The sequence below is a fragment of the Sinorhizobium sp. KGO-5 genome (genome assembly GCF_036245905.1).
GTDB classification, from domain to species: Bacteria; Pseudomonadota; Alphaproteobacteria; order Rhizobiales; family Rhizobiaceae; genus Sinorhizobium; species Sinorhizobium meliloti_A.
Window position 1 is genome coordinate 858,488 of sequence record NZ_BDIZ01000003.1, and the last position, 22,336, is coordinate 880,823.

The following is a 22,336-nucleotide window of genomic DNA, read 5'->3' on the forward strand; positions in this document are numbered from 1 at the left end:
GCCGCCCGCATGTGCTTTCAGATAAGTGGCGGCGCCGTACTGCCTCGTACCTTCAGGGCCGTGGGCAGCACGATCGGTTCGGCCCCCACCGAGCCGCCCGCCAGAATTCCAAGGAGCACCGCCATGGCGGTGCGGCCGATCTCGGAGCGAGGCTGGACGACCGTCGTGAGCGGCGGATAGAAAGCCTTGCTCAGATAAAGATCGTCGAAGCCGACGACCGAAACGTCGCCCGGCACGTCGCGTCCGATCCGTCTCAGCTCGTGGACGGCGCCATAGGCCATTTCGTCATTGGCGACGAAGAGCGCGGTCGGCGGATCGGAAAGAGAGAAGAGCGAGCGGCAGCATTCCCCGCCGCTTTCGATCAGGAAGTCGCCCCGCACCTCGTAGCCGGCTGGAATCGGCAGCCCGGCAGCGCGCATCGCCAGGCGAAACCCCTCCCGCCGATAGACGCTCATCGGCTCGGGAACCGGCCCGGATATATGAGCGATCCTCCGATGGCCGAGTGAAATCAGGTGCTCGACGGCACCGCGGGCCGCGGCGACATTGTCGACCTGCACATGCGGCAGGCCAGAGCCCTCGATCATTTCCAACGCCACCACCACGGGCAGATGGTTCCAGCCGCCCGCTGGCGGCAGCTTGCCGGTCATCAGGATCATGCCGTCGGCATGCCCGTCGCGCAGCATGTTGAAATATTCGGTCTCGCGGGCCGGGTCGTCCTCGGTATTGCCCATCAGCACGGCATAGCCGGCTTCGCGCGCCGTCGCCTCGACGCCCTTGAGGATGTCGAGATAGAAGGGATTGCCGACGTCGCGTACGACCATCAGCACCGTCATGGACCTGCGGGTGCGCAGGTTCCGGGCGCTGACATTCGGGCGGTAATCAAGCTCGCGCGCCAGGTCGAGCACGCGCTGGCGCGTCTCGGCGGTCACCAGCGTCGAAGCGGCGAGGGCGCGCGAGACGGTGGCCACCGACACGCCCGCCTTCTCGGCGATGTCCTTGATCTTCGGCCGGTTCCTCATGCGCGCATCGCCCGGCCGCGCCCATAAAACATCATGAGCAGGAGCAGCGTCGCGCCGAACACCATCTGGCGTCCGGACTCCTCGATGTTGATCGTCGTCAGGATGCTCTGCAGGATCACCAGCAGGACCGCGCCCGCCATGGTGCCGGTGTAGCCGCCCTTGCCCCCGGCAAGCGATGTGCCGCCGAAGACGACCGCGATGATCGAGGGGAGCATGTACTGCTCGCCGACATTGGCGAAAGACGTGCCGGAATAGCCGAGCAGGCAGAGGCCGGCGATCGCGGCGAACATGCCGGAGATCATGAAGAGCGCGATGCGGACCAGCTTGACCGGCACGCCGGCCATGTCGGCCGCGTGCTCGTTCGAGCCGATCGCATAGATGCGATGGCCGAAGACGGTGCGGTTGAGCATGAGCGCCATCAGGATGCCGATCACGATCCAGAGCCAGATGATGCCGGGAATGCCATAGGCGAGCGGTTGCGTGACGAAGCGCGAGAGCGCGGGCGCGGCCTGGCCGGAGGGAATTCCCATCCGGATGACGACGAGAAGCCCCTGCAGCACGCCCAGCATTCCGAGCGTCATCACCAGCGGCGGGATTCTGAGAAGCGTGACGCCGAGCCCGTTCAGGAGGCCGAAGAAGGCGCCGGCCGCAAGGCAGGCGGCGACGGCCGGCAAGATGCCGCCATCGGCGCCGTTCATGACGTTGCCCGCGAGGATCGCCGAGAGCGAGACGACGCCGCCGACCGAGAGATCGATTCCTTCGCGTCCGCCGAGGATGACGACGTTCTGACCGGCCGCGACGATGCCGAGCAGCGAGGCGACGATCAGGAGCCGCAGGATCTGACCTCCGGTCCCAAAGCCCGGCGACAGCGCCTCGCCGAGATAGAGGAGCAGCACGATGAGCGCGAGCGCGACGACGATCGGCTGCCGGACGAAGGACACCACTCGGCTCATGAGCGCGCCCTCCTGCCGGCGAGCACGCCCGCCATCAGCACGAGGAGGATCGCGAGGCCCTGCACGAAGTTCTGCCACTCGGACGGCGTGCCCATGAAAAAGACGACCGAGTTGATGAGCCCTATCGTCAGCGCCCCGAGCAGCGAGCCGACGACGGTGCCCCAGCCGCCGGAGAGCGCGCTGCCGCCGAGCACGACCGCCGCGACGCTGTAGAGCGTCATCTTGCCCCCGACCAGCGGATCGCCGCTTGCGGTATCGCCGGTGATGCAGAAGGCGGCGAGCGCGGAAAAGAGGCCGCAGAGCACATAGCCCTTGATCCGGGTCGCTATGACTGGCAGCCCGGTCTGGTAGGCCGCCTGCTGGTCGTCGCCCACGGCAAGCAGTTGCGTGACCAGCCTGGTGCGGCTCATCACCGCGAGGAGGATGACGAGGGCCGCCAGGATGTAGAAGACGAAGGGAACCCCGAAAAGCCGGCCGCCATAGGTGCGCCAGAAGAGCGCCGGCGCCGGCGTGCCGGCAACGGGCAGGATGTAAAGCGCAAGGCCCGTGAAGAAGATGCTGGTTGCGAAGGTCGCGACGATCGCCTGCAGCCGCAGAGCCGCGACGACGAGGCCGTTCACGAGCCCGCAGGCCAGCCCGAGCAGGAGACCGATGGCCAGCGCCAGGAACACCGCGCCGGCACCCCCTCCCCAGCGTTCCATCAGAACCACGATCGCGACATTGACCAGCGAGAGGATCGCGCCGGCAGAGAGGTCGATATCGCCGGCATAGACGACGTAGGTCTGTGCGATCGCGAGCAGGATCAGCGCCATATAGGTGCTGAGCAGCCCGGTCAGAGCCCGGAATGTCAGGCTGTTCGGCGAAAAGAAGCCGTTGAGGAGAAGGAGTACGGCGACGATCAAGAGCGCGGGCAGGAAAGGATAGCGCTCCAGCAGCCTGCCGATGCCGCCGGCGCGCCGGTATGTCGGGACGGTTGCGGTCTCTGCCATCACGCGGCCTCGTAAGCGGCTTGATATAGATTGTAGCGGGTGCGGTCCGCCCCCGTGAGCTCCCGGCTGACCGATCCGCCGTTGAAGACGAGAATGCGGTTGGCGTTGCCGAGCAGTTCGGCATCCTCGGAAGAATAGAGAACGATGCCGAGCCCCTCCGCCGCCAGTTGCCGGATCAGCGCGAAGAGGTCCGCCTTGGCGGACAGGTCGATGCCCTTCGTCGGGTCGTCGAGCAGCAGCACGTCGGGGCGGTCGATCAGCCAGCGGGCGATGATCACCTTCTGCTGATTGCCGCCCGAAAGCGAACCGATCGGGTGGAAGAGGCTCGCGAATTTGGTGTGCATGCTTTCCAGCGCCGGCGCCACCCTGTCGCGCAGCTTGCCCGGCCGAGCGATCATCAGCCGGTCGCGCAGATAATGGATCGGCGTGACGTTCTCGATGATCGGTCTTCCGCTGATGACGCCGTCGCGGCTGCGGTCGCCGGAGACATAGGCGCAGCCGCGCCGGATCGCGTCACGCGGGTTCGAAGCGTCGAAGCGGCTGTCGCCGATGAGGATTTCGCCCGAGGCGATCGAGCCGGCGCCGAAGATCGCTCTGAGCACCGCCGATTGGCCCTGGCCGTGCAGCCCGCCGAAGCCGAGAATCTCGCCGCGGCCAACCTCGAAACTCACATTGCGGAAACCGCGGCCGGAAAGATCGCGCACTGTCAGCGCGGCGCCTCCTTCACCCTCCACCACCGCCGGCACTGACGATTGCGTCGCCGGCATGTCGCCGGCGCCGCCGACCATCAGCCGGATCACGGTCGCCGGGTCCGTGTCGCCCAGGTTGAGCGTGGTGATGGTCTCGCCGTCGCGAATGATGGTGACGCGGTCGCCGATCGCCTTGATCTCGTCCATGCGGTGCGAAATGAAGATGATGCCGCGCCCGCGACGTTTGAGATCGCGCAGGATTTCGAAGAAGCGCTCCACCTGGGCTCGGTCGAGCGCCGAGGTCGGCTCGTCGAAGATGAGGAGCGGCGCCTCGCTGGCCAGCGCCTTCATGATCTCGACGAGCTGACGCTGGTCGGGGCGCAGGTTGCCGACGAGTGTGTCGGCGGAAAACCCTTCGCCGCAGACGCCGTCGAAAAGGCCGATATAGCGCGCCGCGCGCTGCCGGAGTTCCCAGCGGTCGATGAAGACCCGCGATTTGACCGGCAGCTTGCCGAGCGAGATGTTTTCCTCGACCGAGCGGTGCGCGGCGAGGCTGAGTTCCTGATAGAAGATGCCGATGCCGTGGGCTCGCGCCGAGCGCGGTCCGCTGATCGTCACCGGCTGGTCGTCGACCAGGATCCTGCCGCTATCGGGCCGCACGCTGCCCGCAATGATCTTGCAGAGGGTGCTTTTTCCCGAGCCGTTGGAACCCATCAGGACATGGACTTCGCCGGCCATGAGCTCAAGATCGCCGCGGCGGACCGCCAGGGTCGCGCCGTAAGCCTTGCTCACGCCGCTCAGTTTCAATTTCGACATGGAAACTCGTCCGTTCGCTTCGGTTTGGCGGGCGCTGGCCGGGATCGGCTACTGTATGTTTCCTCAAATCCTGGCGGATTTAGGGATAGAAACAAAGCAGCAAGACAAAGTGTTACCGGGAGCATGCGCGCCCAACGGGACGCGCAATGCCTCAGCGCCCTGCCGAAGGCTCACTTGAACAGCGCTTCCGCCTCCTCGATCGAAAGCGAGCTCGTATAGGAATAATAGCCGGGCTTGCCCTCGAGCTGCTTTGCGGCTTCCGCCACGTTCTTGGAGTCGATGAAGGGAATCGGCAGGTAGAGCGCGTTGCCGTATTGTCCGGCCTTTGCCGGCTCCTTCAGTTCCTTGCCCTGCAGCATCAGCACGGCGACGTTGAGGGCACTCGCCATGACGCCGGGCGGATTCACGGTCGCTCCCGAGTTCAGTTTTTCCTTGATCCAGAGGTCGATGAAGTCCTTGCGGATTTCGCCGGTCGCCGCGATCTCGCCGGCCTTGCCGGCGTCCATGATCGATTTCCAGGCACCGGCCGCCATGCCGTCCTGCACCAGCACGCCGTTGATGTCCGGATAGGTGGCAAGAATGTTCTGCATCGCCTGCTGGCCCTGCGCCTGGTCCCAGTTGGCATTGACCTCGTTGACGACCTGGATATCCGGATAATCCTTGAAGACGCTCTTGTAGCCGGCGACGCGCATCTCGTTCGCCGGATGGCCGGCGACGCCGTTGATCGCAACCACCTTGCCCTTGCCGCCGAGCGTTTCTGCGAGCCACTTGGCGCCCGCGGCACCCCAGGCGGTCTGGTCGATGCCGACATAGATGGCATCGGGCGAAGAGACTTCCGCGTCGGTGGCGATCACCAGGATGCCGGCTTCCTTCGCCTGGGCGAAGATCGGATCGAAGGCGGTCGGGCTGTTGGGGTTGACGATGATGGCGTTCACCCCTTCCGCGATGAAGTTGCGGATATGCGCGATCTGCCCGGGCACGTCGACATTGGCGCTCTGGACGGAGACCTCGACGTCGACGCCTTTTTCCTTCCATTCCGCAGCGGCGGCCTTCGCCTCGTCGATCATCTGGGTACGCCACTCGCTTCCGACCCAGCCGTTGGAGAGACCTATTTTAAAGGTCTCGGCGTGAGCGGATGCCGAAAGGACGATGGACGCGACCGTGCCCAGCGCAAATGCGATAAGGTTCTTCATAAGATCCTCCCAAATCTTGCCGGCACATGAAGCCAGAAAATGTAATCGATTTCAATCGCCGTTTTGGGCAACTATCAGGGGCCGGGAGGGTCATTTACAGCCGCGCGTCTTATCAGACGCGCATAGATCTTTAATCTGCGGCCTGTAATCGGCCCCGATCAGCCGGCCAGGTCTCGATCACGCGGACGAAATGCGTCAGCCACGCATTGGTCTGGTGGCCGTCCAGCGCACGATGGTCGATCGTCAGCGACACATAGGCCATCGGGCGTATCTGGATCGTGTCGGCGCCGTCCACCTCGCGCACGACCACCCGCTTGTCGAGCTTGCCCACGCCCAGGATCGCTGATTGCGGCTGGTTGATAATGATCGGCGCCGCGAGCAGCGATCCGGAGACGCCATGATTGGAAATGGTGAAGGTGCCGCCCGTCACGTCCGCGCGGGAGAGCGCGTTCGAACGCGCGCGCGTCGTCAGCTCCTGTAGCCGGGCCGCAATCTCGGCAAGCGACAGGTCCTGCGCCCGATGGAGGACCGGCACGACCAGGCCCTTGTCCCCGAGGGAAATACCCACGCCGATATTGATGTCGTCGAATGTTTCGAGCGCATCCTCGTGCCAGCGGCTGTTGACCTCGGGGACCGCGCGCATCGCCGCCACGCAGGCCGAAACCACATAAGCCGTATAGGAGAGCTTGGCGCCGCCAGCGGCAAGCCTCTTTCCATGTTCGTCCCGATGACGCATCACCGCCGAGAAATCGGCCTCGAACACCGCCGTCACATGCGGCGCCGTCGTGACGGAGGTGAGCATATGTTCGGCGATCGCGGCGCGCATGGCGCTATGGGGTATCCTGCGCGACTTCGGTGCCGCTCCCCTGTCGCCAGCCTCGGCCGCGACCGAAGCAGTGCCTTCCTGCCGGGCCGTGAACGCCCTGTCCATGTCGGCGCGCGTGACGCGACCACCCCGGCCGGTGCCGGTGACGGTGGCCGGATCCAGGCCATATTCTTCCGCTGCATGCCGCACGGCCGGCGAGTAATGCGGCGCGTGTCCCGCCCCGGCAGCCTCGCTGCCGATCCGGCCGAGAACGGCGCCGGGCGGGGCATCGTCACCATTTCGCATCAGGATTTCCGCGAGCACCCCGTCGGCGGGCGCCGACACCTCCTGGGTCACCTTGTCGGTCTCGAGCTCGACCAGCGGATCGCCCGATTTAACCGTCTCGCCGATCTCCCTCAGCCAATTGCGGACGACCGCTTTGGTACCCTCCTGCTCCAGCGGAACCTGGATGTCGATGAGGTCGCCCATTCTCAGAACTCCAGAAGGTCGGTGATCTTCTGGCGTATGCGTTCCGTCGATGGAACCGCCCAATCGAGCAGGACGGGATTATGAGGGCTGGGAATATCCGGCATGGTGAGACGCGAGATCGGCGCGTCGAGATCGATGAAGGCTTCGTCGGCGACCGCTGCGGCAATCTCCGCGCCGAAACCCGCCGTTGCGAGGTCCTCGTGGACGATGAGGCACCGGCGGGTGCGGCGCACGGAAGCGATGACCGCTTTCCTGTCCCAGGGCATCAGGGTTCTCAGATCGATCACATCGGCGGAGATCCCCTCGGCCGCCTCTTCGCAACGCGGCACCATGGCGCCCCAGGTGACGATGGTGATGTCGCGACCTTCACGCGCGAACTTCGCCTTGCCGAAAGGCAGGGCGAAGGCATCGCCGGGATAGGGCCGCCGCGCCCAGGGATGATCGAGCATGGCCCGGTGCTCGAAGAAGATCACCGGGTCGTTGCCGCGCAAGGCGGTGCGCAGGAGCCCGACGGCGTCCTCGGCATTGGAGGGAACGGCGATCTTCCAGCCGGGCTGGTGGACGAAGGCGACCTCGTTCGTCTGGCTGTGCCACGGATCGCCGCATTTGAAGAATCCCCCCGCCATCCGCACGACGATCGGCGCGGCGAAGCGGTTGCTGGTCCGCCAGCGGATCGTGCCGCAATCGTTGAGCTGCTCGATCGCGGGCTCGGCATATTTGCGGAACTGGATTTCCGGCACCGGCACGAGCCCCGCGAGCGCCATGCCCACCGCCCGGCCGATGATGCCCTCCTCCGAGAGCGATGTATCGAAGACGCGGGCGGTACCGTATTTCTCCTGCAGCCCGAGGGTCACGGCATGGACGCCACCCTTCGGGCCGATATCCTCGCCGAAGAGGACGACACGCTCGTTCACCGACATCTCGTGATCGAGCGTGCGGCGGATCGCCGTCACCATGTTGATCCTCTGGCCGTCGCCCGCCGCGGTTTCCGTCGTTTCCGGCGGACGGTAGCCGGCAGAGTGCTGTCCGCCCATGACCTGCATCTGGCCTTCGAAGAAGACATTGCTGGTGACGGTTTCGGGGTCGGCGACCGGCCGGGATTCGGCCTCCATGCGCGCCCGTTCGGCGGCAGCCTTCGCGTCTCTCGCAGCTTCGTTCCATTCCTCTGCGCTCAACAGGGCGGGGACGAGGTAGTCCCTCAGCCGCGGCAGGGGATCGTGTGCCCATTCGCTCCTGACGAGCTCCTCGCTCTTGTAGGTCTGGGTATCCTGGAAGCTGTGCCCTTCGAGGCGCGGCACCTCGAGCCTGAGCAGCACCGGCATCCGCCCTTCGCGTACCAGTTCCACGGCGCCCTTCGTCAGCCGGGCTGCCTCTTCGGGATCCGAGCCGTCGCCGTCGAGAACGGTCAAGTTTTTCCAGCCGGCGAGATTGCCGGCAATATTGCCCTCGGGTGTCTGGAAGCTCGACGGAACGGAGATGCCGAAGCCGTTGTCTTCGATATAGAAGAGCAGCGGCAGGCCCTGCGTCGTCGCGATCGTCAGAGCGGACCAGAAGCCGTTGGAGGCAACGGAACCGTCACCGCCCAGCACGACGGCAACATCCTTCCGATATTCCTCTTTTCCGAGAACTTCGCTGAAATAGGTGATCGCCTGCGCCCAGCCGGCCGTCGGCGTGTACTGGGTGCCCACGCCGCCGCACATCGGCAGGGCCGAGGCGCCGTGCGGGTTGGGATAGTTGAAGACGACACCGATATCCCGGCCGTCGGAATATCCGCCCGCGCGTCCCATCGCCGAGCCGAGCGCGTCCGCCGGATCGACGCCGAGCGCGAGCAGCAGCGGGCGCGAGCGATAATAGCCGCATGCCGCGTCATGCCTGCCCGTGAGGTGAAGCCCCAGGAGAATCTGCGCCATGTCATGGCCGCGCGCCGAAAATTGGTAGAGCACCTTTTTCTCCGGGACCAGCCGCTGCTCTTCCATCTCGTCGAGGGCGCGCGACAGGAGCAGAAGTTGCACGACCTTTTTCCAGTCGATGCTCTCGTCCGGTGCGTTGCGCCGGTCCTTTTCGAGTGCGGCCTGAGCCATCAGGGTCTCCTCCGGTCCTCCGAGATCAAGACTACGCCGCTCGACGCGCAAAACGGTTTCAATCTGGTCGTTTTTTAGCTAGGCTTTGATGAGAATGTTTCGGTTTTGAGGAGTTTATGATGAATTCATTCAATCTCGACGCGATCGACCGAAAGATTCTAGGAATCCTCCAGGACCGGGGCGACATCAGCCATGCAGCCTTGGCGGAGGCGGTCGGTGCCTCGCCGGCGTCCTGCTGGCGGCGCATCAAGGCGCTCGAGACGGCGGGGGTGCTGGTCAAGACCGTGAGCCTCGTCAATCCCGACCTGGTCGGACGCGGATTGAACGTCTTCTGCCAGGTGCGCATGAAGTCCCATGATCCGGTTGCGCGCCGAAATTTCGAACGCTTCGTGGAAAGCCACGAGGAAGTTCTCGAATGCTATTCCATGTCGGGTGATTGGGATTACCTGCTACGGGTCCTCGTTGCCGATGTCGCCGACTACGAGCGCCTGCTGATGCGCGGCATCCTCACCCACGAGGCAGTGGCGAACTCGTCGTCTCACTTCGCGCTGAAGAGCGTCAAATACTCCACTGCCGTTCCCGTCTAGATCATTGAAGCTGCGCCCTTTTCCTGGAAATGCTCTAAGACCTTAGTCCGACGCTTCCGGCCATAGGTCCTAGGACCGTTGCGTGCCGAGTTCCCATAACCTATGCCAGTGGTTGCGCGTTCTCGGGATAACGGAAAGCCCCAACTGCCGCCCGGGCGCGCGAGGGTCGCAGAGCGAAGACGCCCCAGCCCCAACTGTATCGCTCTGCGACCCTCGCCTCGAGCATTCCCGCCCATTTTCCCGTCTACGGCACCGAACGCCCCCTCACATGTCGCGTTTTCTCGGAACCATCCGCCGGCCGAGACGTTAGACGCGGTCGCTTTTGCCCGAAGCGACTGGAAGCGTAAGAGGGTCGGCTCGTCATTCCCTCCCCCCTCCCCGAAGAGTCGACCGACAGGCGGCGGCGCCCTTTCTCCTCCCTCGGGGGCGCCGCCATCACTTCTTCGAAACGGCCTGCAGGTCATGGATGCACCGTTGCCGTCGCTGGCTCCGCGTGATCAAGTGCATCCTGCGCCAACAGCCCAGGGAACCGAGCCGTGACGACTGTGATCCTTTTCCATTCCGTCTATGGACTGCGCCCGTTCGAGAGGGGCGTCGCCGAGCGCCTCACTGTCGCAGGCCACGAGGTGTTCACGCCCGACCTCTACGAAGGCCGGGTTGCTTCCTCGATGGAGGAGGGCTTTGCCCTGAAGGAAGAGATCGGCTGGGGCACCCTTTGCGAGCGCGCCGAGCGGGCGGTCGCGGATCTGCCTGCCGATGCCGTTCTCGGCGGTTTTTCCATGGGCGCTGCTGTCGCCGCCAGCCTGTGGCCGAAGCGGCCCGAGGCGGCCGGAATTCTCTTTCTGCACAGCATCGCCGAAATTCCGGCAAATGCACGTCGCGGGCTGCCGGTGCAGGTCCATCTCGCCGACCCGGATATCTTCGAGCCTGCAGACGAGGTCGCCGTCTGGCGTGCTGATGCCGAACGGACGCCGGTGGCACTGGAAGTCTTCATATATCCCGGTGCCGGGCATCTTTATACCGACGCCACGCTTGCCGATTACGACTCCGAGGCGGCCCGGCTCACCTGGAGCCGCATCGAACGTTGCCTTGCAGCACTTTGAGCGGACACTCGAAGTCTGCCCCTCATCCGGCTACCGCCACTTTCTCCCCGCAGGCGGGGAGAAAGGAGCAAGCCGCACGTTCTTGGATCCCCTTTCCGTCATAACCGGGAGAGAGGGGCGATCCGTGAAGCTTTGACGTTACGAAGCCTTCCCATAACCGCCGCCCGTCGGCGTCACGACGGTGAAAGCCTCGCCCGCCTCGAGCACCGTATGAGCCGAGCCCGGCAGCTCTTCGATGCGGCCGTCATTGCGGCGGACAAAGTTGCGGCCGGTTTCCCCCGCCTCGCCGCCCTTCAGCCCGAAGGGCCGGACGCGGCGGTGGCCGGAAAGGATCGCGAAATCCAGCCGCTCGCGCGCGCGGATCGTCCTCTGTGTACCGTCGCCCGCCGACCACTTGCCGCGCCCGCCCGAGCCCTTGCGGATGTGGAAGTCTTCGAGCACGACCGGGAAGCGCGTCTCCAGGATTTCCGGGTCGGTGAGGCGCGAATTGGTCATGTGCGTGTGAACCGCATCGGCGCCGTCATAGCCGGGGCCGGCCGGCGCGCCGGAGCAGATCGTCTCGTAATACTGGTAGTCGGCGTTTCCGAAAGTCAGGTTGTTCATTGTTCCCTGCGCGGCGGCTTGCGCGTCGACCGCGCCGAAGAGGCAATTGGTGACCGCCTGACTGACCTCTACATTGCCGGCGACCACCGCCGCCGGGTAGCGCGGCGAAAGCATGGTGCCTTGCGGGATGACGATGCGGATAGGCCTCAGGCAACCGGCATTCATCGGGATGTCGGCCTCGACCAGTACCCGGAAAACATAGAGCACGGCGGCACGCGTCACCGGCTCCGGCGCGTTGAAGTTATCCGAGCGCTGTTGCGACGTTCCGGTGAAGTCGACCGTTGCTTCCCGGCTCTCGCGGTCGATGGAGATCTTCACGACGATCCGGCAGCCCTGGTCCATCTCGTAGGAGAATTCGCCGTCCGGCAATCGGTCGAGCACGCGGCGCACGCTTTCGGCCGCATTGTCCTGGACGTGACCCATATAGGCCTCGACCACATCCTCTCCGAACTGCGCGATCATCTTCGTGAGTTCCGCCACGCCCTTCTCGTTGGCCGCGACCTGTGCCTTGAGATCGTTGACGTTCTGGAGGATGTTGCGCACCGGATAGCGCGCTCCGTTCAAGAGGCTCTCCAGTTCCTTCTCGCAGAAGCGGCCGCGGTCGATGAGCTTGAAGTTGTCGATATAGACACCTTCCTCTTCGATATTGGTGGCCAGCGGCGACATCGAGCCCGGCGAGATACCGCCGATATCCGCATGGTGACCGCGGCTTGCGACCCAGAAGCGTATCTCGTGGCCCTCTTCGTCGAAGACCGGCGTGCAGACCGTCAGGTCCGGCAGATGCGTGCCGCCGTTGTAGGGCGCATTGATCAGGAACACATCGCCCGGATGGATGACCGGGTTCTCACGGATCGCGGTCGCGACCGAAGCGTCCATGGAGCCCAGATGCACCGGCATGTGCGGCGCATTGGCGACCAGATTTCCCCTGTTGTCGAAGACCGCGCAGGAGAAATCGAGCCGCTCCTTGATATTGACCGAATAGGCGGTGTTCTGCAGCGTCACGCCCATCTGCTCGGCAATCGACATGAAGAGATTGTTGAAGATCTCCAGCATGACCGGATCGGCCTTCGTGCCGATCGCGGTGCGCTCGGGCAGCGCCTTGATCCGCCTCAGGACGATATGGTCTTTCGCCGTCAGTTCCGCCTGCCAGCCGTCCTGGACGACGATCGTCTGGTTGGCTTCGATGATGATTGCGGGCCCGGTGAGCTTCTGGCCGGGCCTGATCTGCGAACGCAGCGCCACCGGAGCGTCGTGAAACGCACCCTGCGAATAGAAGCGGGTCCGCCGGTTCGGGGCGACATCTCCGGCCGTCACGGCAAGACCTTCCGCTTCCATTTCCGCAGCCCCGCCGCCGACCGTTTCGACCTCGACCGCATCGATCACCAGAGCCTTGTTTTCGGCGACGAATCCGAAGCGGCGCCTATGCAGACGCTCGAATTCAGCGCGGAGCCGCGCCTGGTCGTCCGCATCCGGGAACGTCGCTTCCACCGGCAGGACCGTGTCGGTTCCGGCATAGCGGATATGCGCGCGCAGATGTGTGCGTATCCGCTCACGGGAAATCCCCTGCGCCTCGAGTTCCGTCAGGCATTCCGATTGCAGTGCCCGGGCAAGTGCGGCAAGCGCCCTCGGCGCGGCCTCGTCGAGACCGGCCCCGAGCGCCTTCTGCCGCGTCGCGCGAATGTCGGCAAGGCCCATTCCATAGGCCGAGAGCAGCCCCGACATCGGGTGCAGGAGAATACTCTTCATGCCGAGCGCGTCGGCGACCAAGCAGGCGTGTTGCCCGCCGGCGCCGCCGAAGCAGTTGAGCGCATAGCGCGTCACGTCATAGCCGCGGCTTACGGAAATCTTCTTGATCGCCTCGACCATATTGGCGACCGCGATGCGGATGAAGCCGTCGGCGACGTCCTCGGGGCTCCGCCCGTCGCCGATCTCGGCCGCTAGCGCGACGAAACGCTCGCGCACGGTCTCCACGTCGAGCGGCAGATTCTGTTCCGGCCCGAAGATTGCCGGAAAGTGTTCCGGCAATAGCTTGCCGAGCATGACATTGGCATCGGTGACGGCGAGCGGTCCGCCGTTGCGGTAACAGGCGGGACCGGGATTGGCGCCGGCCGAATCCGGACCGACACGAAAGCGCTCGCCGTCGAAATGGAGGACCGAGCCGCCGCCGGCGGCAACCGTGTGGATCAGCATCATCGGCGCTCGCACCCGCACGCCGGCAACCTCGGTCTCGAAGGCGCGCTCGTACTCGCCGTCGAAATGGGCGACGTCGGTCGAGGTTCCGCCCATGTCGAAGCCGATCACGCGGCCGAATCCGGCCGCCTCGCCCGTCCGTGCCAGACCGACGACACCGCCCGCAGGTCCCGAGAGGATCGCATCCTTGCCCTGGAACATCTCCGCCGCCGTAAGCCCGCCGGACGACATCATGAACATGAGCCGGGCGCCGGACCGGGCGACGTCCAGCTCTTCCGAAACCTGCGCCACGTAGCGTCCGAGCACGGGCGAGAGATAGGCGTCGATCACGGTCGTATCGCCACGGCCGACATATTTGACGAGCGGCGAGACCTCGTGGCTGACGGATACCTGCTCGAATCCCATCGATCGCGCGATGCGGGCGACGATCGCCTCGTGGGCGGGATATCTGTAGGCGTGCATCAGGACAATGGCGACTGCCCCGTAGCCATTGGCTTTCAAGCCTTCGAGCGCCCGGCGCGCTGCCGCCTCGTCGAGCGGCCGCTCGATCGTGCCGTCGGCGAGCACCCGCTCGTCGAGCTCGACGATCTCCGAATAGAGTGCCTCGGGCTTGATGATCTCGGTGGCGAAGATCTTCTTGCGTTCCTGATAGCCGATCCTGAGCGCATCGCGGAAGCCGCGCGTCGTGACGAGCGCCAGCCGCTCGCCCTTGCGCTCCAGCAAAGCATTGGTGGCAACCGTCGTGCCCATCCTGACCTCGCCGACCACGCCCGCCGGAACCGGATCGCGGGGGCCGAGGCCGAGATGCTGCCGGATGCCGTGGACCGCCGCATCGCGATAGGCGCCGGGATTTTCCGAGAGGACCTTCAGCGCGTGCAAGGCGCCCGCCGGATCGCGGCCGACAACGTCGGTGAAGGTACCGCCGCGATCCACCCAGAAATCCCAAGCTCCCGTCACGCTCATCTCCAGTTCCTCCACAATTCTGCCCGCCGCTTCCATGGTCGGCGCTTTTTATGGGCCGGCGACGAGCGGCAGGCAAGGGAAGAAGAGGCGCGCCACTACCGAAAAGGAAGCCGATACCTCTGCCGGATCTCTGGCCTCGCACCGCCATTTATGTCAGAGGAGGCACGATCCAACAGCGCGGAGGCGGAAACGGTGAAACAGCGCCACCCTACGGCGAAAAGGCGGGTCGGAGGCGCGAAAGCCGGCGAACTGCCCGGCAAGCGGGTGACGCTCGCCCGGGCGCTCTCCAAGCTCGGCTACTGCTCGAGGACGCAGGCCGAAAAGCTGATCGCCGAGGGGCGTGTCAGCGTCGCCGGCCGGAAGATCACGGATCTCTCCCATTGGGTCGACATCGAAACGGACAGGATCGCCGTCGACGGAACCGTCATCGCCGCGCAAGCCAGAGTCTATCTCATGCTGAACAAGCCGCGCGGCCTCGTGACCACCCGCGACGATCCCGAGGGCCGGCCGACTGTCTTCAGCTGCCTCGACAATGTCGACGTTCCGTCCCTCTCGCCGGTCGGCCGGCTCGACAAGGCCAGCGAGGGGCTTCTGCTCTTCACCAACGACACGGTGCTGGCGCAGCGTCTGCTCGATCCGGAGACCCATCTCGGCAAGATATACCATGTTCAGGTGCGCGGCATTTTCGGCGAGGCCATGGCCGCACGGATGCTTGAAGGCGTTACGGAGGGTGGCGAACTGCTGCGCGCCGTGCGGGTCGAACTCCTGAAAAGCGGAGACAGGAACAGTTGGATCGAGGTGGAGCTTGACGAAGGACGCAACCGTCAGATCCGCCGCATGCTCGACGCGCTCGGCTTCGAGTGCCTGCGTCTCCTGCGCGTCTCGATCGGCGACATAAGCCTCGGCGACCTGCCGAAGGGAGCAAGCCGGCCGCTGACGGAGGCGGAGATCGTTTATCTCAGACACCGCACCGGGCTCTGACGAGGGCTTTCCCCGGCTGCCGGCGCGGCAAGCCCGATGTCCCGAAATCCACCCATCGACAGGCGCTTTTGTTTCCAAATCCACCCATTTGACGCGCCTATCCGCGGTAAATGCATGAAACGGCGTCGGGCAGCGGTTGTCTGTGCTAAAATCCGGCCTGCTAATGGGTGAACCCAGAACCGGCGGGAGGAACCATGCCGGCTGGTCGATAATTTCATCCGGGAGGAAAAGATGAAAATCCTTAACGCGCTTCTGGGCGCAGCCGCCGCCGTTTCCCTTTTTGCCGCTTCGGCGAACGCCCAAACCTATCCGGAGCGCACGATCACCATGGTGGTGCCGTTCTCGGCCGGCGGCCCGACCGATACGGTGGCCCGCCTCGTCGCCGAGTCCATGTCGAAGGATCTCGGCCAGCAGATCATCGTCGAGAATGTCGGCGGCGCCGGCGGGACGCTCGGTGCCGGCCGCGTCGCTCAGGCCGATCCGGACGGCTACACGCTGCTTCTGCATCACATCGGCATGGCCACCAGCGCGACGCTCTATCGCAAGCTCGCCTATGACACGCTGAATGCCTTCGAATATGTCGGCCTCGTCACCGAAGTTCCGATGACCATCGTTGCCCGCAAGGATTTCGAGCCGACCGATCTCAAGGGCCTGATCGAACACGTCAAGGCGAACAAGGACACGGTGACGGTCGCCAATGCCGGCATCGGCGCGGCGTCGCATCTTTGCGGCATGATGTTCATGAGCGCGATCGAAACGCCGCTGACGACCGTGCCCTACAAAGGGACCGGCCCGGCGATGACCGACCTGCTCGGCGGCCAGGTCGACATCATGTGCGACCAGACGACGAACACGACGAAGCAGATCCAGGGCGGCACGATCAAGGCCTATGCGGTGACCTCGCCGCAGCGCCTCAAGATCTTCCCCGATCTGCCGACCGCCGAGGAAGCGGGCCTTGCCGGCTTCCAGGTCGGCATCTGGCACGGCATCTATGCGCCGAAGGGCACGCCGGCCGAAGTCACCGACCGCCTCTCCAAGTCGCTGCAGAAGGCACTCAAGGACGAGAACGTGGTTGCCCGCTTCGGCGAGCTCGGCACCGAGCCGTCGAGCGAAGCCGACGCAACCCCGGCGGCGCTCAAGGCCAAGCTCGAAAGCGAGATCACCCGCTGGAAGCCGGTGATCGAGGCCGCCGGCCAGTACGCCGACTGATCGCGCGTCAGGCCTTCAATCCGTGCGGGCGCCTATCGAGGATGCGCCCGCACCGGCGTTGACAGCTGTCAACAGGCGATGCCTCGGCTTCCCACTTTCGGGCGACATGCATCAGCCAGCAGAACATGCGAAGATATTCGCCAAAAACCGGCGCGGCACGCTCCCCGGAAAAGGGGTCGGCACTCACGGAAATAATGGGGAAACGATGAAATTCATCTCTTTCGACACGACCAATGCGCTGTGCGGCGGCATTCTGACGGCCGTGGGGCTGTTCTTCGCCTGGCAGTCGCTCGGGCTCGAGCTCGGCACCGCCTTCCGCATGGGCCCCGGCTATTTCCCGCTGGTTCTCTCCGCCGTGCTGATCCTGCTCGGCCTGATCATCCTGGTGCAATCGGCGCGCGTTCACGGCGAGCCGATAGGGCCGATCGCCATCCGCGGCATCGTCTTCATCCTGCCGGCGCCGATCTTCTTCGGGCTGACGGTGCGCGGCCTCGGCTTCGTCCCCTCCCTCTTCTTCACGGCGCTGATCGCCTGTTTTGCTTCCAGCCGGATGAAGCCGCTCTGGGCGATCGCCCTCTCGCTTGCCTTGACCATCTTTTCGGTCGGCGTCTTCAGCTACGGTCTCAACCTGCCATTCGAGCGGTTCGGCCCGTGGACCCGGTTCTAGGAGTCGGCGACGATGGAACTCTTCAGCAATCTTGCCCTCGGCTTCGCCACAGCCGCCTCGCCGGCGAACCTGCTCTTCTGTCTGATCGGCGTACTCCTGGGAACCCTGATCGGCGTGCTGCCCGGCATCGGCGCCACGGCGACCATCGCCATGCTGCTGCCGATCACCTTCCAGCTTGAGCCGGTCTCTTCGCTGATCATGCTCGCCGGCATCTATTACGGCGCTCAATATGGCGGATCGACCACCGCGATCCTGATCAACATGCCCGGCGAATCCTCGTCTGCCGTCACCGCCATCGACGGGTATCAGATGGCGCGCAAGGGCCGCGCCGGCACGGCGCTCGCGATCGCGGCGCTCGGCTCGTTCTTCGCCGGCACGGTCTCGACATTCCTGGTCGCGCTCTTCGCGCCGCCTTTGACGGAGATCGCGCTCGAGTTCGGCGCGGCGGAATATTTCTCGCTGATGATCGTCGGCCTCGTCTCCTCGGTCGCGCTTGCGCACGGATCGGTCATCAAGGCGCTTGCCATGGTGGCGCTCGGCCTGCTTCTCGGCCTCGTGGGCACCGATATCTATACCGGCACGCCGCGCTTCACCCTCGGCATTCGGGAATATTCGGACGGCCTCAATTTCGTGGCGCTGGCGGTCGGCGTCTTCGGTATCGCCGAAATCCTCCGCAATCTCGAAAGCGAGAAGACGCGCGAAGTGCTGATGGCGAAGGTCACCGATCTGATGCCGACGCGCGAGGACTTCAGGCAGATGGTCGCTCCGGTCCTGCGCGGCACGGCCATCGGCTCGGCGCTCGGCGTATTGCCCGGTGGGGGCGCGATCCTCGCCGCCTTCGCCTCCTACACGGTGGAGAAGCGCCTCTCCGACCGGCCGGAGGAATTCGGCCGCGGCGCGGTCGCGGGTGTCGCCGGACCTGAAAGCGCCAACAATGCCGGCGCGCAAACCTCGTTCATTCCATTACTCACCCTCGGCATTCCGGCAAATCCGGTGATGGCGCTTATGATCGGTGCGATGATCATCCAGGGCATCGTACCCGGCCCGAACGTGGCGGTGGAGCAGCCGGCGCTTTTCTGGGGCATCATCGCCTCGATGTGGATCGGCAACCTGATGCTGGTGGTCCTGAACCTGCCCTTGATCGGTCTCTGGGTGAAGCTCCTGAAGATCCCCTATTTCGTGCTCTTCCCGATCATCATGGCCTTCTGCTCGATCGGGGTCTACAGCGTCAACTCCAACGTCTACGACCTCTACGCCGTCGCCTTCTTCGGCCTTGTCGGCTACCTGCTCCTGAAGCTGCGCTGCGAACCGGCGCCGCTGCTCCTCGGCTTCGTGCTCGGCCCCCTGCTCGAGGAAAACCTCAGGCGCGCCATGATCCTCTCGCGCGGCGACCCGACGACCTTCGTCACCCGGCCGATCAGTGCGACCCTGCTCCTCATCGCCCTCGCCGTGCTGGTCGTCGTCTTCCTGCCGAGCATCAAGAAAAAGCGCGAGCAGGTCTTCGTCGAGGAGGATTGAACCGGATCGGTCTGGCTGCACCGGGCGCATGGCCCCATGCGCCCGCTTACTGACCGGGAAATCGATCGGTGAAGGTGTGCGTGTATTCGCCTGTCTGGAAACCTTCGAAACGCTGAGACCAGCGTTTCCCCGGCCAGATATAATCTACTCTGCCTTTTGCAGGTCGATAGACGGCTGTGTAGAGGGTGGGATGGGGGCCGCTCACGGAATAAAGCGGCGGCCGAAGGAAGCCATCCGTCAGCTTCTCCAGCGACATGTAAGGATCCTCTAGTGCTTGCAGAATAAATTGCTGTCGAGCCACCGAGGACGATGACGGTCGTGCCGCCCGCTGATGATTTGCGCATGCCTTCAGGCGCGTAATGATCGGACGCTGGCCCGGTCCGAGGAACAGAGTGGCATGATTGCCGGCACTATCCAGTACGGTGACGTTCTGCGCGAGCGCCACAGGTATTCGGCATAGAGCTTTGACAGCCTGCTCGACCCGCTGACAGGTCTCCAGCACGTAGCGGATCACGAGGATGATCGAGAACCCTCTGCCCTGAGAACGTCCGCCCCCAAGGGTAACGCTTGCGGCCAGTCCTTCCTCATTCATCCCGTCCACGCAGCCTCCCCAAGGGCGTTGCGCCTTCGCGATCACCTTCAACCCGGACCACTGGGTCATTTCGAAACGATCGGAGGCGACACTCGGCGGATAGTCGAAATTGCGGATCAGTGCCGGGCCCCCTTCCCCGAGCCAGACAGATTGACTGCAGCCGTAAGCATCCGGCGCGGGTCGAAAGTGACTGAGCATCCGATGAGCAACCTCATCATCTCCAACGAGAGCGCAGGCGTGCTCATAGTGAGGAACGAGTTCCGGCATGTACTGCCGTAAGGCCTCGCGACATTCTTTGGCGCTCGGACCCGATGCTCGTCGGGCCTGCCCGAAATACCAGCTCTCCGCCTCGGCTCGACCGGCGGCAAACCGCGAAAGCCAAGCTTCCCCAGGCCGTTCCTCTTGCGCCGCGACGAAGGTCTTCTCCATAGCCCGAGGAGTATAAGGACGGAGTGAGCGGCTTTGCAACGCAGCCTTGATGCCCGCTTTCCACCCGCGGAGACATCCAGCGAAGCACCGGCGACGGTTCTTCGCGCGTCGCCTATCGCACACGGCTCGGCGGCCGCGATCGCACCTGGGTTGTCCTCTCGGCCATCAGGATCGCGGTTGCCGCCCTCGTCGTCGTCTTGCTGCCGCGGGGCCGAGCCCGAGATCGAGCCTTGAATTCCTCCGCCCGCAGGCGCATTCATGTAGTCACCTGTGACTACATGCCTGGGATGAAATCATGTCGACCGTGAGCCTTAAAGATGCGAAGGCCCGCCTGTCGGCCTATGTAGACGAGGCGATCGCCGGCGAGTTCGTAACGATCACCCGCCACGGAAAGCCCGTCGCAGCGCTCGTTCCGCTTGCGGCAGCGGAGATTGCACGCAAGGCCCTAAACAGGATCCGGCCCAGCCTGACCTCGCATCTGCAGAAGTTCCCCGGCGGTGAGTTCGAACGCAACAGTTCACCATCCCGGGATGTCGATCTGTGAGCGGTTATCTCCTCGACACGACCGTCATTTCGATGTTCTCGCCGTCCAAGCCGGCAGTGCCGAAGGGTTTTATCCGCTGGCTGGAGGCGGCCGATGCGGAAGGCACTATATTCCTCTCCGTGGTGACAGTTCACGAAATCGAAAAGGGCGTCGGCCTCCTCGAGCGGAAGGGAGCCACGGCGAGAGGCGCAAGTCTTCGGCTCTGGCTTTCCGGCCTTGTGTCGACCTACGACGACAGGATCCTGTCGATAGACACGACCGTTTCCACAATATCGGGCCAACTGGAAGCAATCGCAGTGGCGGCCGGTCACAGTCCCGGCATGGCCGATGCGCTGATCGCCGGCACCGCGAAAGTCCATGACCTGGTCCTGGTCACTAGGAATCTGAAGCACTTCGAACCTTTCAGGATCGGCGTGATGGCTCCCGGGGCGGACGATACGAGGAACTCCGGCGGTTCGCTGGAACAGTAAAAGTTCGGTCCACGCACAAAAAAATTCGCATCGATGTCACACTGGCGGACTCTGTCTCGTCATGGTGTCGGAACCAACAAAAGGAGACCGACCATGACTGCCAGACTTGATCCCTTTGCCGCCGCCCCTTCGCTGATGAAGAGCTGGTTCAGCATCTCGACCACGGTCGCTTCGAGCCTTGAGTCGAGCCTTATCGAGCTCGTCAAGATCCGCGCTTCGCAGATCAACGGTTGCGCAAACTGCATCAACATGCATACGACGGAGGCGCGTGCCAAGGGCGAGAGCGAGCAGCGGATCTACCTGCTCTCGGCATGGCGCGAGGCGCCGTGCTATACCGACCGCGAGCGCGCTGCGCTCGCCTGGACGGAAGCTTTGACGCGGCTGTCGGAGGGCCACAATCACGCCAGCGCCTATGAGGCGCTGAAGGCCGAGTTCACGCAGGAGGAGCAGGTGAAGCTCACACTCATGATCAATGTCATCAACGGGTGGAACCGCCTCGCCGTGGGCTTCGGCCTGTGGGTCGAACCGGCAGCCGCAAAGACAATCGCCGAGAAGGCGGTCGCCTGATGACACAGGCTACGCAAGCGGATGCGGCAGCGAGTTTCGACCCGCTGCGTCCAAAGCTGATGCGCGTCGCCTATCGCATGCTCGGCTCGGTTGCCGACGCCGAGGATATGGTGCAGGAGACCTTCATCCGCTGGATGGGGGCCGACCGCGCCGCGGTGCGCGAACCGGAGGCCTTCCTGCGCCGCACCGTCACCCGGCTCTGCCTCGATCAGCTGAAATCGGCTCGGCGCCAGCGCGAGACCTATGTGGGGCCTTGGCTTCCCGATCCCGTCGTGGAGGAGGAGGAAGAGGAAGACGTCACATTGCCGCTGATGCTGGCGCTGGAGCGGTTGTCCCCTCTCGAGCGGGCAGCGTTCCTGTTGCACGACGTGTTCGGGCTAGGTTTCGAGGAGGTCGCGGCGACCATCCAGCGCGACGCCGCCGCCTGCCGGCAGCTTGCCGCCCGCGCACGCTCGCATGTCCGGGAGGCAAGGCCTCGCTTTCACGTCGAGAAGGAGCGCGGCCTCCAGCTTGCGGAGGCCTTCTTCAAGGCCTCGCGCAGCGGGGACATGAACGCGTTCGGCGCGATGCTCGCGGCCGATGTCAGCATCCATGCGGACGGCGGCGGCAAGCGCTCGGCAGCGATCATGCCGATCGTCGGCTTTGATGCCGTTATGAAGGTCCATGAGAAGCTGGCTGCGCTTTTTCGGGCGAACGGCTCGAAACTGCTGCGCATCGGTTTCGTCAACGGGCTGCCCGGCTTCATCACGATGGAAGCCGACGGCGAAATCCAGACCACCGCCCTCGATATCGAGGGCGGCAAAGTCGCTGCGATCTATGTCGTAAGGAACCCCGACAAGCTGAGGCACCTGCACTGAGCCCGACGTGAAAGCGCTCGAA

At 64.4% G+C, this 22,336-nt stretch carries 19 protein-coding genes; 10 read left to right on the forward strand and 9 right to left on the reverse strand.

The window, feature by feature from the left end; genetic code table 11:
* Positions 1-17: 17 nt before the first annotated feature.
* From BHD07_RS18015 to BHD07_RS18045, 7 genes are all read right to left on the reverse strand, one after another.
* Complete coding sequence (locus BHD07_RS18015; RefSeq protein WP_338282160.1) at positions 18-1,019, reverse strand: LacI family DNA-binding transcriptional regulator; 1,002 nt, start codon at positions 1,017-1,019, stop codon at positions 18-20.
* Positions 1,016-1,972, reverse strand: coding sequence for an ABC transporter permease (locus tag BHD07_RS18020; protein ID WP_338282162.1), 957 nt, complete (start codon positions 1,970-1,972; stop codon positions 1,016-1,018). Before BHD07_RS18020 ends, BHD07_RS18015 begins: the two co-directional genes overlap by 4 nt.
* The gene (locus tag BHD07_RS18025) at positions 1,969-2,961 is read right to left on the reverse strand and encodes an ABC transporter permease (protein ID WP_338282164.1); all 993 of its coding nucleotides are present in this window, start codon (positions 2,959-2,961) and stop codon (positions 1,969-1,971) included. Before BHD07_RS18025 ends, BHD07_RS18020 begins: the two co-directional genes overlap by 4 nt.
* The gene (locus BHD07_RS18030; RefSeq protein WP_275599549.1) at positions 2,961-4,466 is read right to left on the reverse strand and encodes a sugar ABC transporter ATP-binding protein; all 1,506 of its coding nucleotides are present in this window, start codon (positions 4,464-4,466) and stop codon (positions 2,961-2,963) included. Before BHD07_RS18030 ends, BHD07_RS18025 begins: the two co-directional genes overlap by 1 nt.
* 170 nt (positions 4,467-4,636) lie before the next feature.
* On the reverse strand, positions 4,637-5,659 hold the full coding sequence (locus BHD07_RS18035) for an ABC transporter substrate-binding protein (RefSeq protein WP_338282166.1): 1,023 nt from the start codon (positions 5,657-5,659) through the stop codon (positions 4,637-4,639).
* Between the two features lie 130 nt (positions 5,660-5,789).
* The gene (locus tag BHD07_RS18040; RefSeq protein ID WP_338282168.1) at positions 5,790-6,953 is read right to left on the reverse strand and encodes a dihydrolipoamide acetyltransferase family protein; all 1,164 of its coding nucleotides are present in this window, start codon (positions 6,951-6,953) and stop codon (positions 5,790-5,792) included.
* 2 nt (positions 6,954-6,955) lie between these two features.
* Positions 6,956-9,034 (reverse strand): alpha-ketoacid dehydrogenase subunit alpha/beta, encoded by a 2,079-nt coding sequence (locus BHD07_RS18045; protein ID WP_338282170.1) that lies wholly within the window; start codon positions 9,032-9,034, stop codon positions 6,956-6,958.
* Between the two features lie 116 nt (positions 9,035-9,150).
* Between BHD07_RS18045 and BHD07_RS18050 the strand changes: the two genes are divergently transcribed.
* Together BHD07_RS18050 and BHD07_RS18055 are read left to right on the forward strand one after the other, a co-directional pair.
* The gene (locus BHD07_RS18050) at positions 9,151-9,621 is read left to right on the forward strand and encodes an Lrp/AsnC family transcriptional regulator (RefSeq protein WP_010974948.1); all 471 of its coding nucleotides are present in this window, start codon (positions 9,151-9,153) and stop codon (positions 9,619-9,621) included.
* Positions 9,622-10,157: 536 nt separating this feature from the next.
* Positions 10,158-10,724 carry a dienelactone hydrolase family protein gene (locus BHD07_RS18055; protein WP_100671032.1) on the forward strand — a complete coding sequence of 189 codons (567 nt, stop codon included), beginning with the start codon at positions 10,158-10,160 and terminating at the stop codon, positions 10,722-10,724.
* Positions 10,725-10,862: 138 nt separating this feature from the next.
* Here the strand turns inward: BHD07_RS18055 and BHD07_RS18060 are convergent, their stop codons facing one another.
* The gene (locus tag BHD07_RS18060) at positions 10,863-14,480 is read right to left on the reverse strand and encodes a hydantoinase B/oxoprolinase family protein (protein WP_338282184.1); all 3,618 of its coding nucleotides are present in this window, start codon (positions 14,478-14,480) and stop codon (positions 10,863-10,865) included.
* Between the two features lie 150 nt (positions 14,481-14,630).
* Between BHD07_RS18060 and BHD07_RS18065 the strand changes: the two genes are divergently transcribed.
* The 4 genes from BHD07_RS18065 to BHD07_RS18080 all read left to right on the forward strand — a co-directional run bounded on the left by BHD07_RS18065 (position 14,631) and on the right by BHD07_RS18080 (position 18,855).
* Positions 14,631-15,461 (forward strand): pseudouridine synthase, encoded by an 831-nt coding sequence (locus tag BHD07_RS18065; protein WP_338282186.1) that lies wholly within the window; start codon positions 14,631-14,633, stop codon positions 15,459-15,461.
* A gap of 231 nt (positions 15,462-15,692) precedes the next feature.
* Positions 15,693-16,670 carry a tripartite tricarboxylate transporter substrate binding protein BugD gene (locus BHD07_RS18070; protein ID WP_338282187.1) on the forward strand — a complete coding sequence of 326 codons (978 nt, stop codon included), beginning with the start codon at positions 15,693-15,695 and terminating at the stop codon, positions 16,668-16,670.
* A gap of 205 nt (positions 16,671-16,875) precedes the next feature.
* Positions 16,876-17,337 (forward strand): tripartite tricarboxylate transporter TctB family protein, encoded by a 462-nt coding sequence (locus tag BHD07_RS18075; protein WP_338282189.1) that lies wholly within the window; start codon positions 16,876-16,878, stop codon positions 17,335-17,337.
* 12 nt (positions 17,338-17,349) lie between these two features.
* Positions 17,350-18,855 carry a tripartite tricarboxylate transporter permease gene (locus BHD07_RS18080; RefSeq protein WP_275599555.1) on the forward strand — a complete coding sequence of 502 codons (1,506 nt, stop codon included), beginning with the start codon at positions 17,350-17,352 and terminating at the stop codon, positions 18,853-18,855.
* 46 nt (positions 18,856-18,901) lie between these two features.
* Here the strand turns inward: BHD07_RS18080 and BHD07_RS18085 are convergent, their stop codons facing one another.
* Complete coding sequence (locus BHD07_RS18085; RefSeq protein WP_338282193.1) at positions 18,902-19,876, reverse strand: C45 family peptidase; 975 nt, start codon at positions 19,874-19,876, stop codon at positions 18,902-18,904.
* 295 nt (positions 19,877-20,171) lie between these two features.
* On the opposite strand from BHD07_RS18085, the gene BHD07_RS18090 reads away from it, so the two are divergent.
* The 4 genes from BHD07_RS18090 to BHD07_RS18105 all read left to right on the forward strand — a co-directional run bounded on the left by BHD07_RS18090 (position 20,172) and on the right by BHD07_RS18105 (position 22,314).
* Positions 20,172-20,420, forward strand: a complete 249-nt coding sequence (locus BHD07_RS18090; protein ID WP_324764430.1) for a type II toxin-antitoxin system Phd/YefM family antitoxin — start codon at positions 20,172-20,174, stop codon at positions 20,418-20,420.
* A complete protein-coding gene (locus BHD07_RS18095) occupies positions 20,417-20,890 on the forward strand; it encodes a type II toxin-antitoxin system VapC family toxin (protein WP_338282196.1) in 474 nt (157 codons plus the stop codon). Before BHD07_RS18090 ends, BHD07_RS18095 begins: the two co-directional genes overlap by 4 nt.
* A gap of 93 nt (positions 20,891-20,983) precedes the next feature.
* Positions 20,984-21,457, forward strand: a complete 474-nt coding sequence (locus tag BHD07_RS18100) for a carboxymuconolactone decarboxylase family protein (RefSeq protein WP_338282198.1) — start codon at positions 20,984-20,986, stop codon at positions 21,455-21,457.
* Positions 21,457-22,314 carry a sigma-70 family RNA polymerase sigma factor gene (locus BHD07_RS18105; protein ID WP_338282201.1) on the forward strand — a complete coding sequence of 286 codons (858 nt, stop codon included), beginning with the start codon at positions 21,457-21,459 and terminating at the stop codon, positions 22,312-22,314. Before BHD07_RS18100 ends, BHD07_RS18105 begins: the two co-directional genes overlap by 1 nt.
* Positions 22,315-22,336 lie beyond the last annotated feature (22 nt).

Coding starts and splice junctions, on each gene's coding strand:
- BHD07_RS18030 (WP_275599549.1), bottom strand. CDS start 4,466: ATGTCGAAATTGAAACTGAGCGGCGTGAGCAAGGCTTACGGCGCGACC.
- BHD07_RS18015 (WP_338282160.1), bottom strand. CDS start 1,019: ATGAGGAACCGGCCGAAGATCAAGGACATCGCCGAGAAGGCGGGCGTG.
- BHD07_RS18040 (WP_338282168.1), bottom strand. CDS start 6,953: ATGGGCGACCTCATCGACATCCAGGTTCCGCTGGAGCAGGAGGGTACC.
- BHD07_RS18085 (WP_338282193.1), bottom strand. CDS start 19,876: ATGGAGAAGACCTTCGTCGCGGCGCAAGAGGAACGGCCTGGGGAAGCT.
- BHD07_RS18080 (WP_275599555.1), top strand. CDS start 17,350: ATGGAACTCTTCAGCAATCTTGCCCTCGGCTTCGCCACAGCCGCCTCG.
- BHD07_RS18035 (WP_338282166.1), bottom strand. CDS start 5,659: ATGAAGAACCTTATCGCATTTGCGCTGGGCACGGTCGCGTCCATCGTC.
- BHD07_RS18070 (WP_338282187.1), top strand. CDS start 15,693: ATGAAAATCCTTAACGCGCTTCTGGGCGCAGCCGCCGCCGTTTCCCTT.
- BHD07_RS18025 (WP_338282164.1), bottom strand. CDS start 2,961: ATGGCAGAGACCGCAACCGTCCCGACATACCGGCGCGCCGGCGGCATC.
- BHD07_RS18045 (WP_338282170.1), bottom strand. CDS start 9,034: ATGGCTCAGGCCGCACTCGAAAAGGACCGGCGCAACGCACCGGACGAG.
- BHD07_RS18065 (WP_338282186.1), top strand. CDS start 14,631: ATGTCAGAGGAGGCACGATCCAACAGCGCGGAGGCGGAAACGGTGAAA.
- BHD07_RS18105 (WP_338282201.1), top strand. CDS start 21,457: ATGACACAGGCTACGCAAGCGGATGCGGCAGCGAGTTTCGACCCGCTG.
- BHD07_RS18050 (WP_010974948.1), top strand. CDS start 9,151: ATGATGAATTCATTCAATCTCGACGCGATCGACCGAAAGATTCTAGGA.
- BHD07_RS18100 (WP_338282198.1), top strand. CDS start 20,984: ATGACTGCCAGACTTGATCCCTTTGCCGCCGCCCCTTCGCTGATGAAG.
- BHD07_RS18090 (WP_324764430.1), top strand. CDS start 20,172: ATGTCGACCGTGAGCCTTAAAGATGCGAAGGCCCGCCTGTCGGCCTAT.
- BHD07_RS18060 (WP_338282184.1), bottom strand. CDS start 14,480: ATGAGCGTGACGGGAGCTTGGGATTTCTGGGTGGATCGCGGCGGTACC.
- BHD07_RS18020 (WP_338282162.1), bottom strand. CDS start 1,972: ATGAGCCGAGTGGTGTCCTTCGTCCGGCAGCCGATCGTCGTCGCGCTC.
- BHD07_RS18075 (WP_338282189.1), top strand. CDS start 16,876: ATGAAATTCATCTCTTTCGACACGACCAATGCGCTGTGCGGCGGCATT.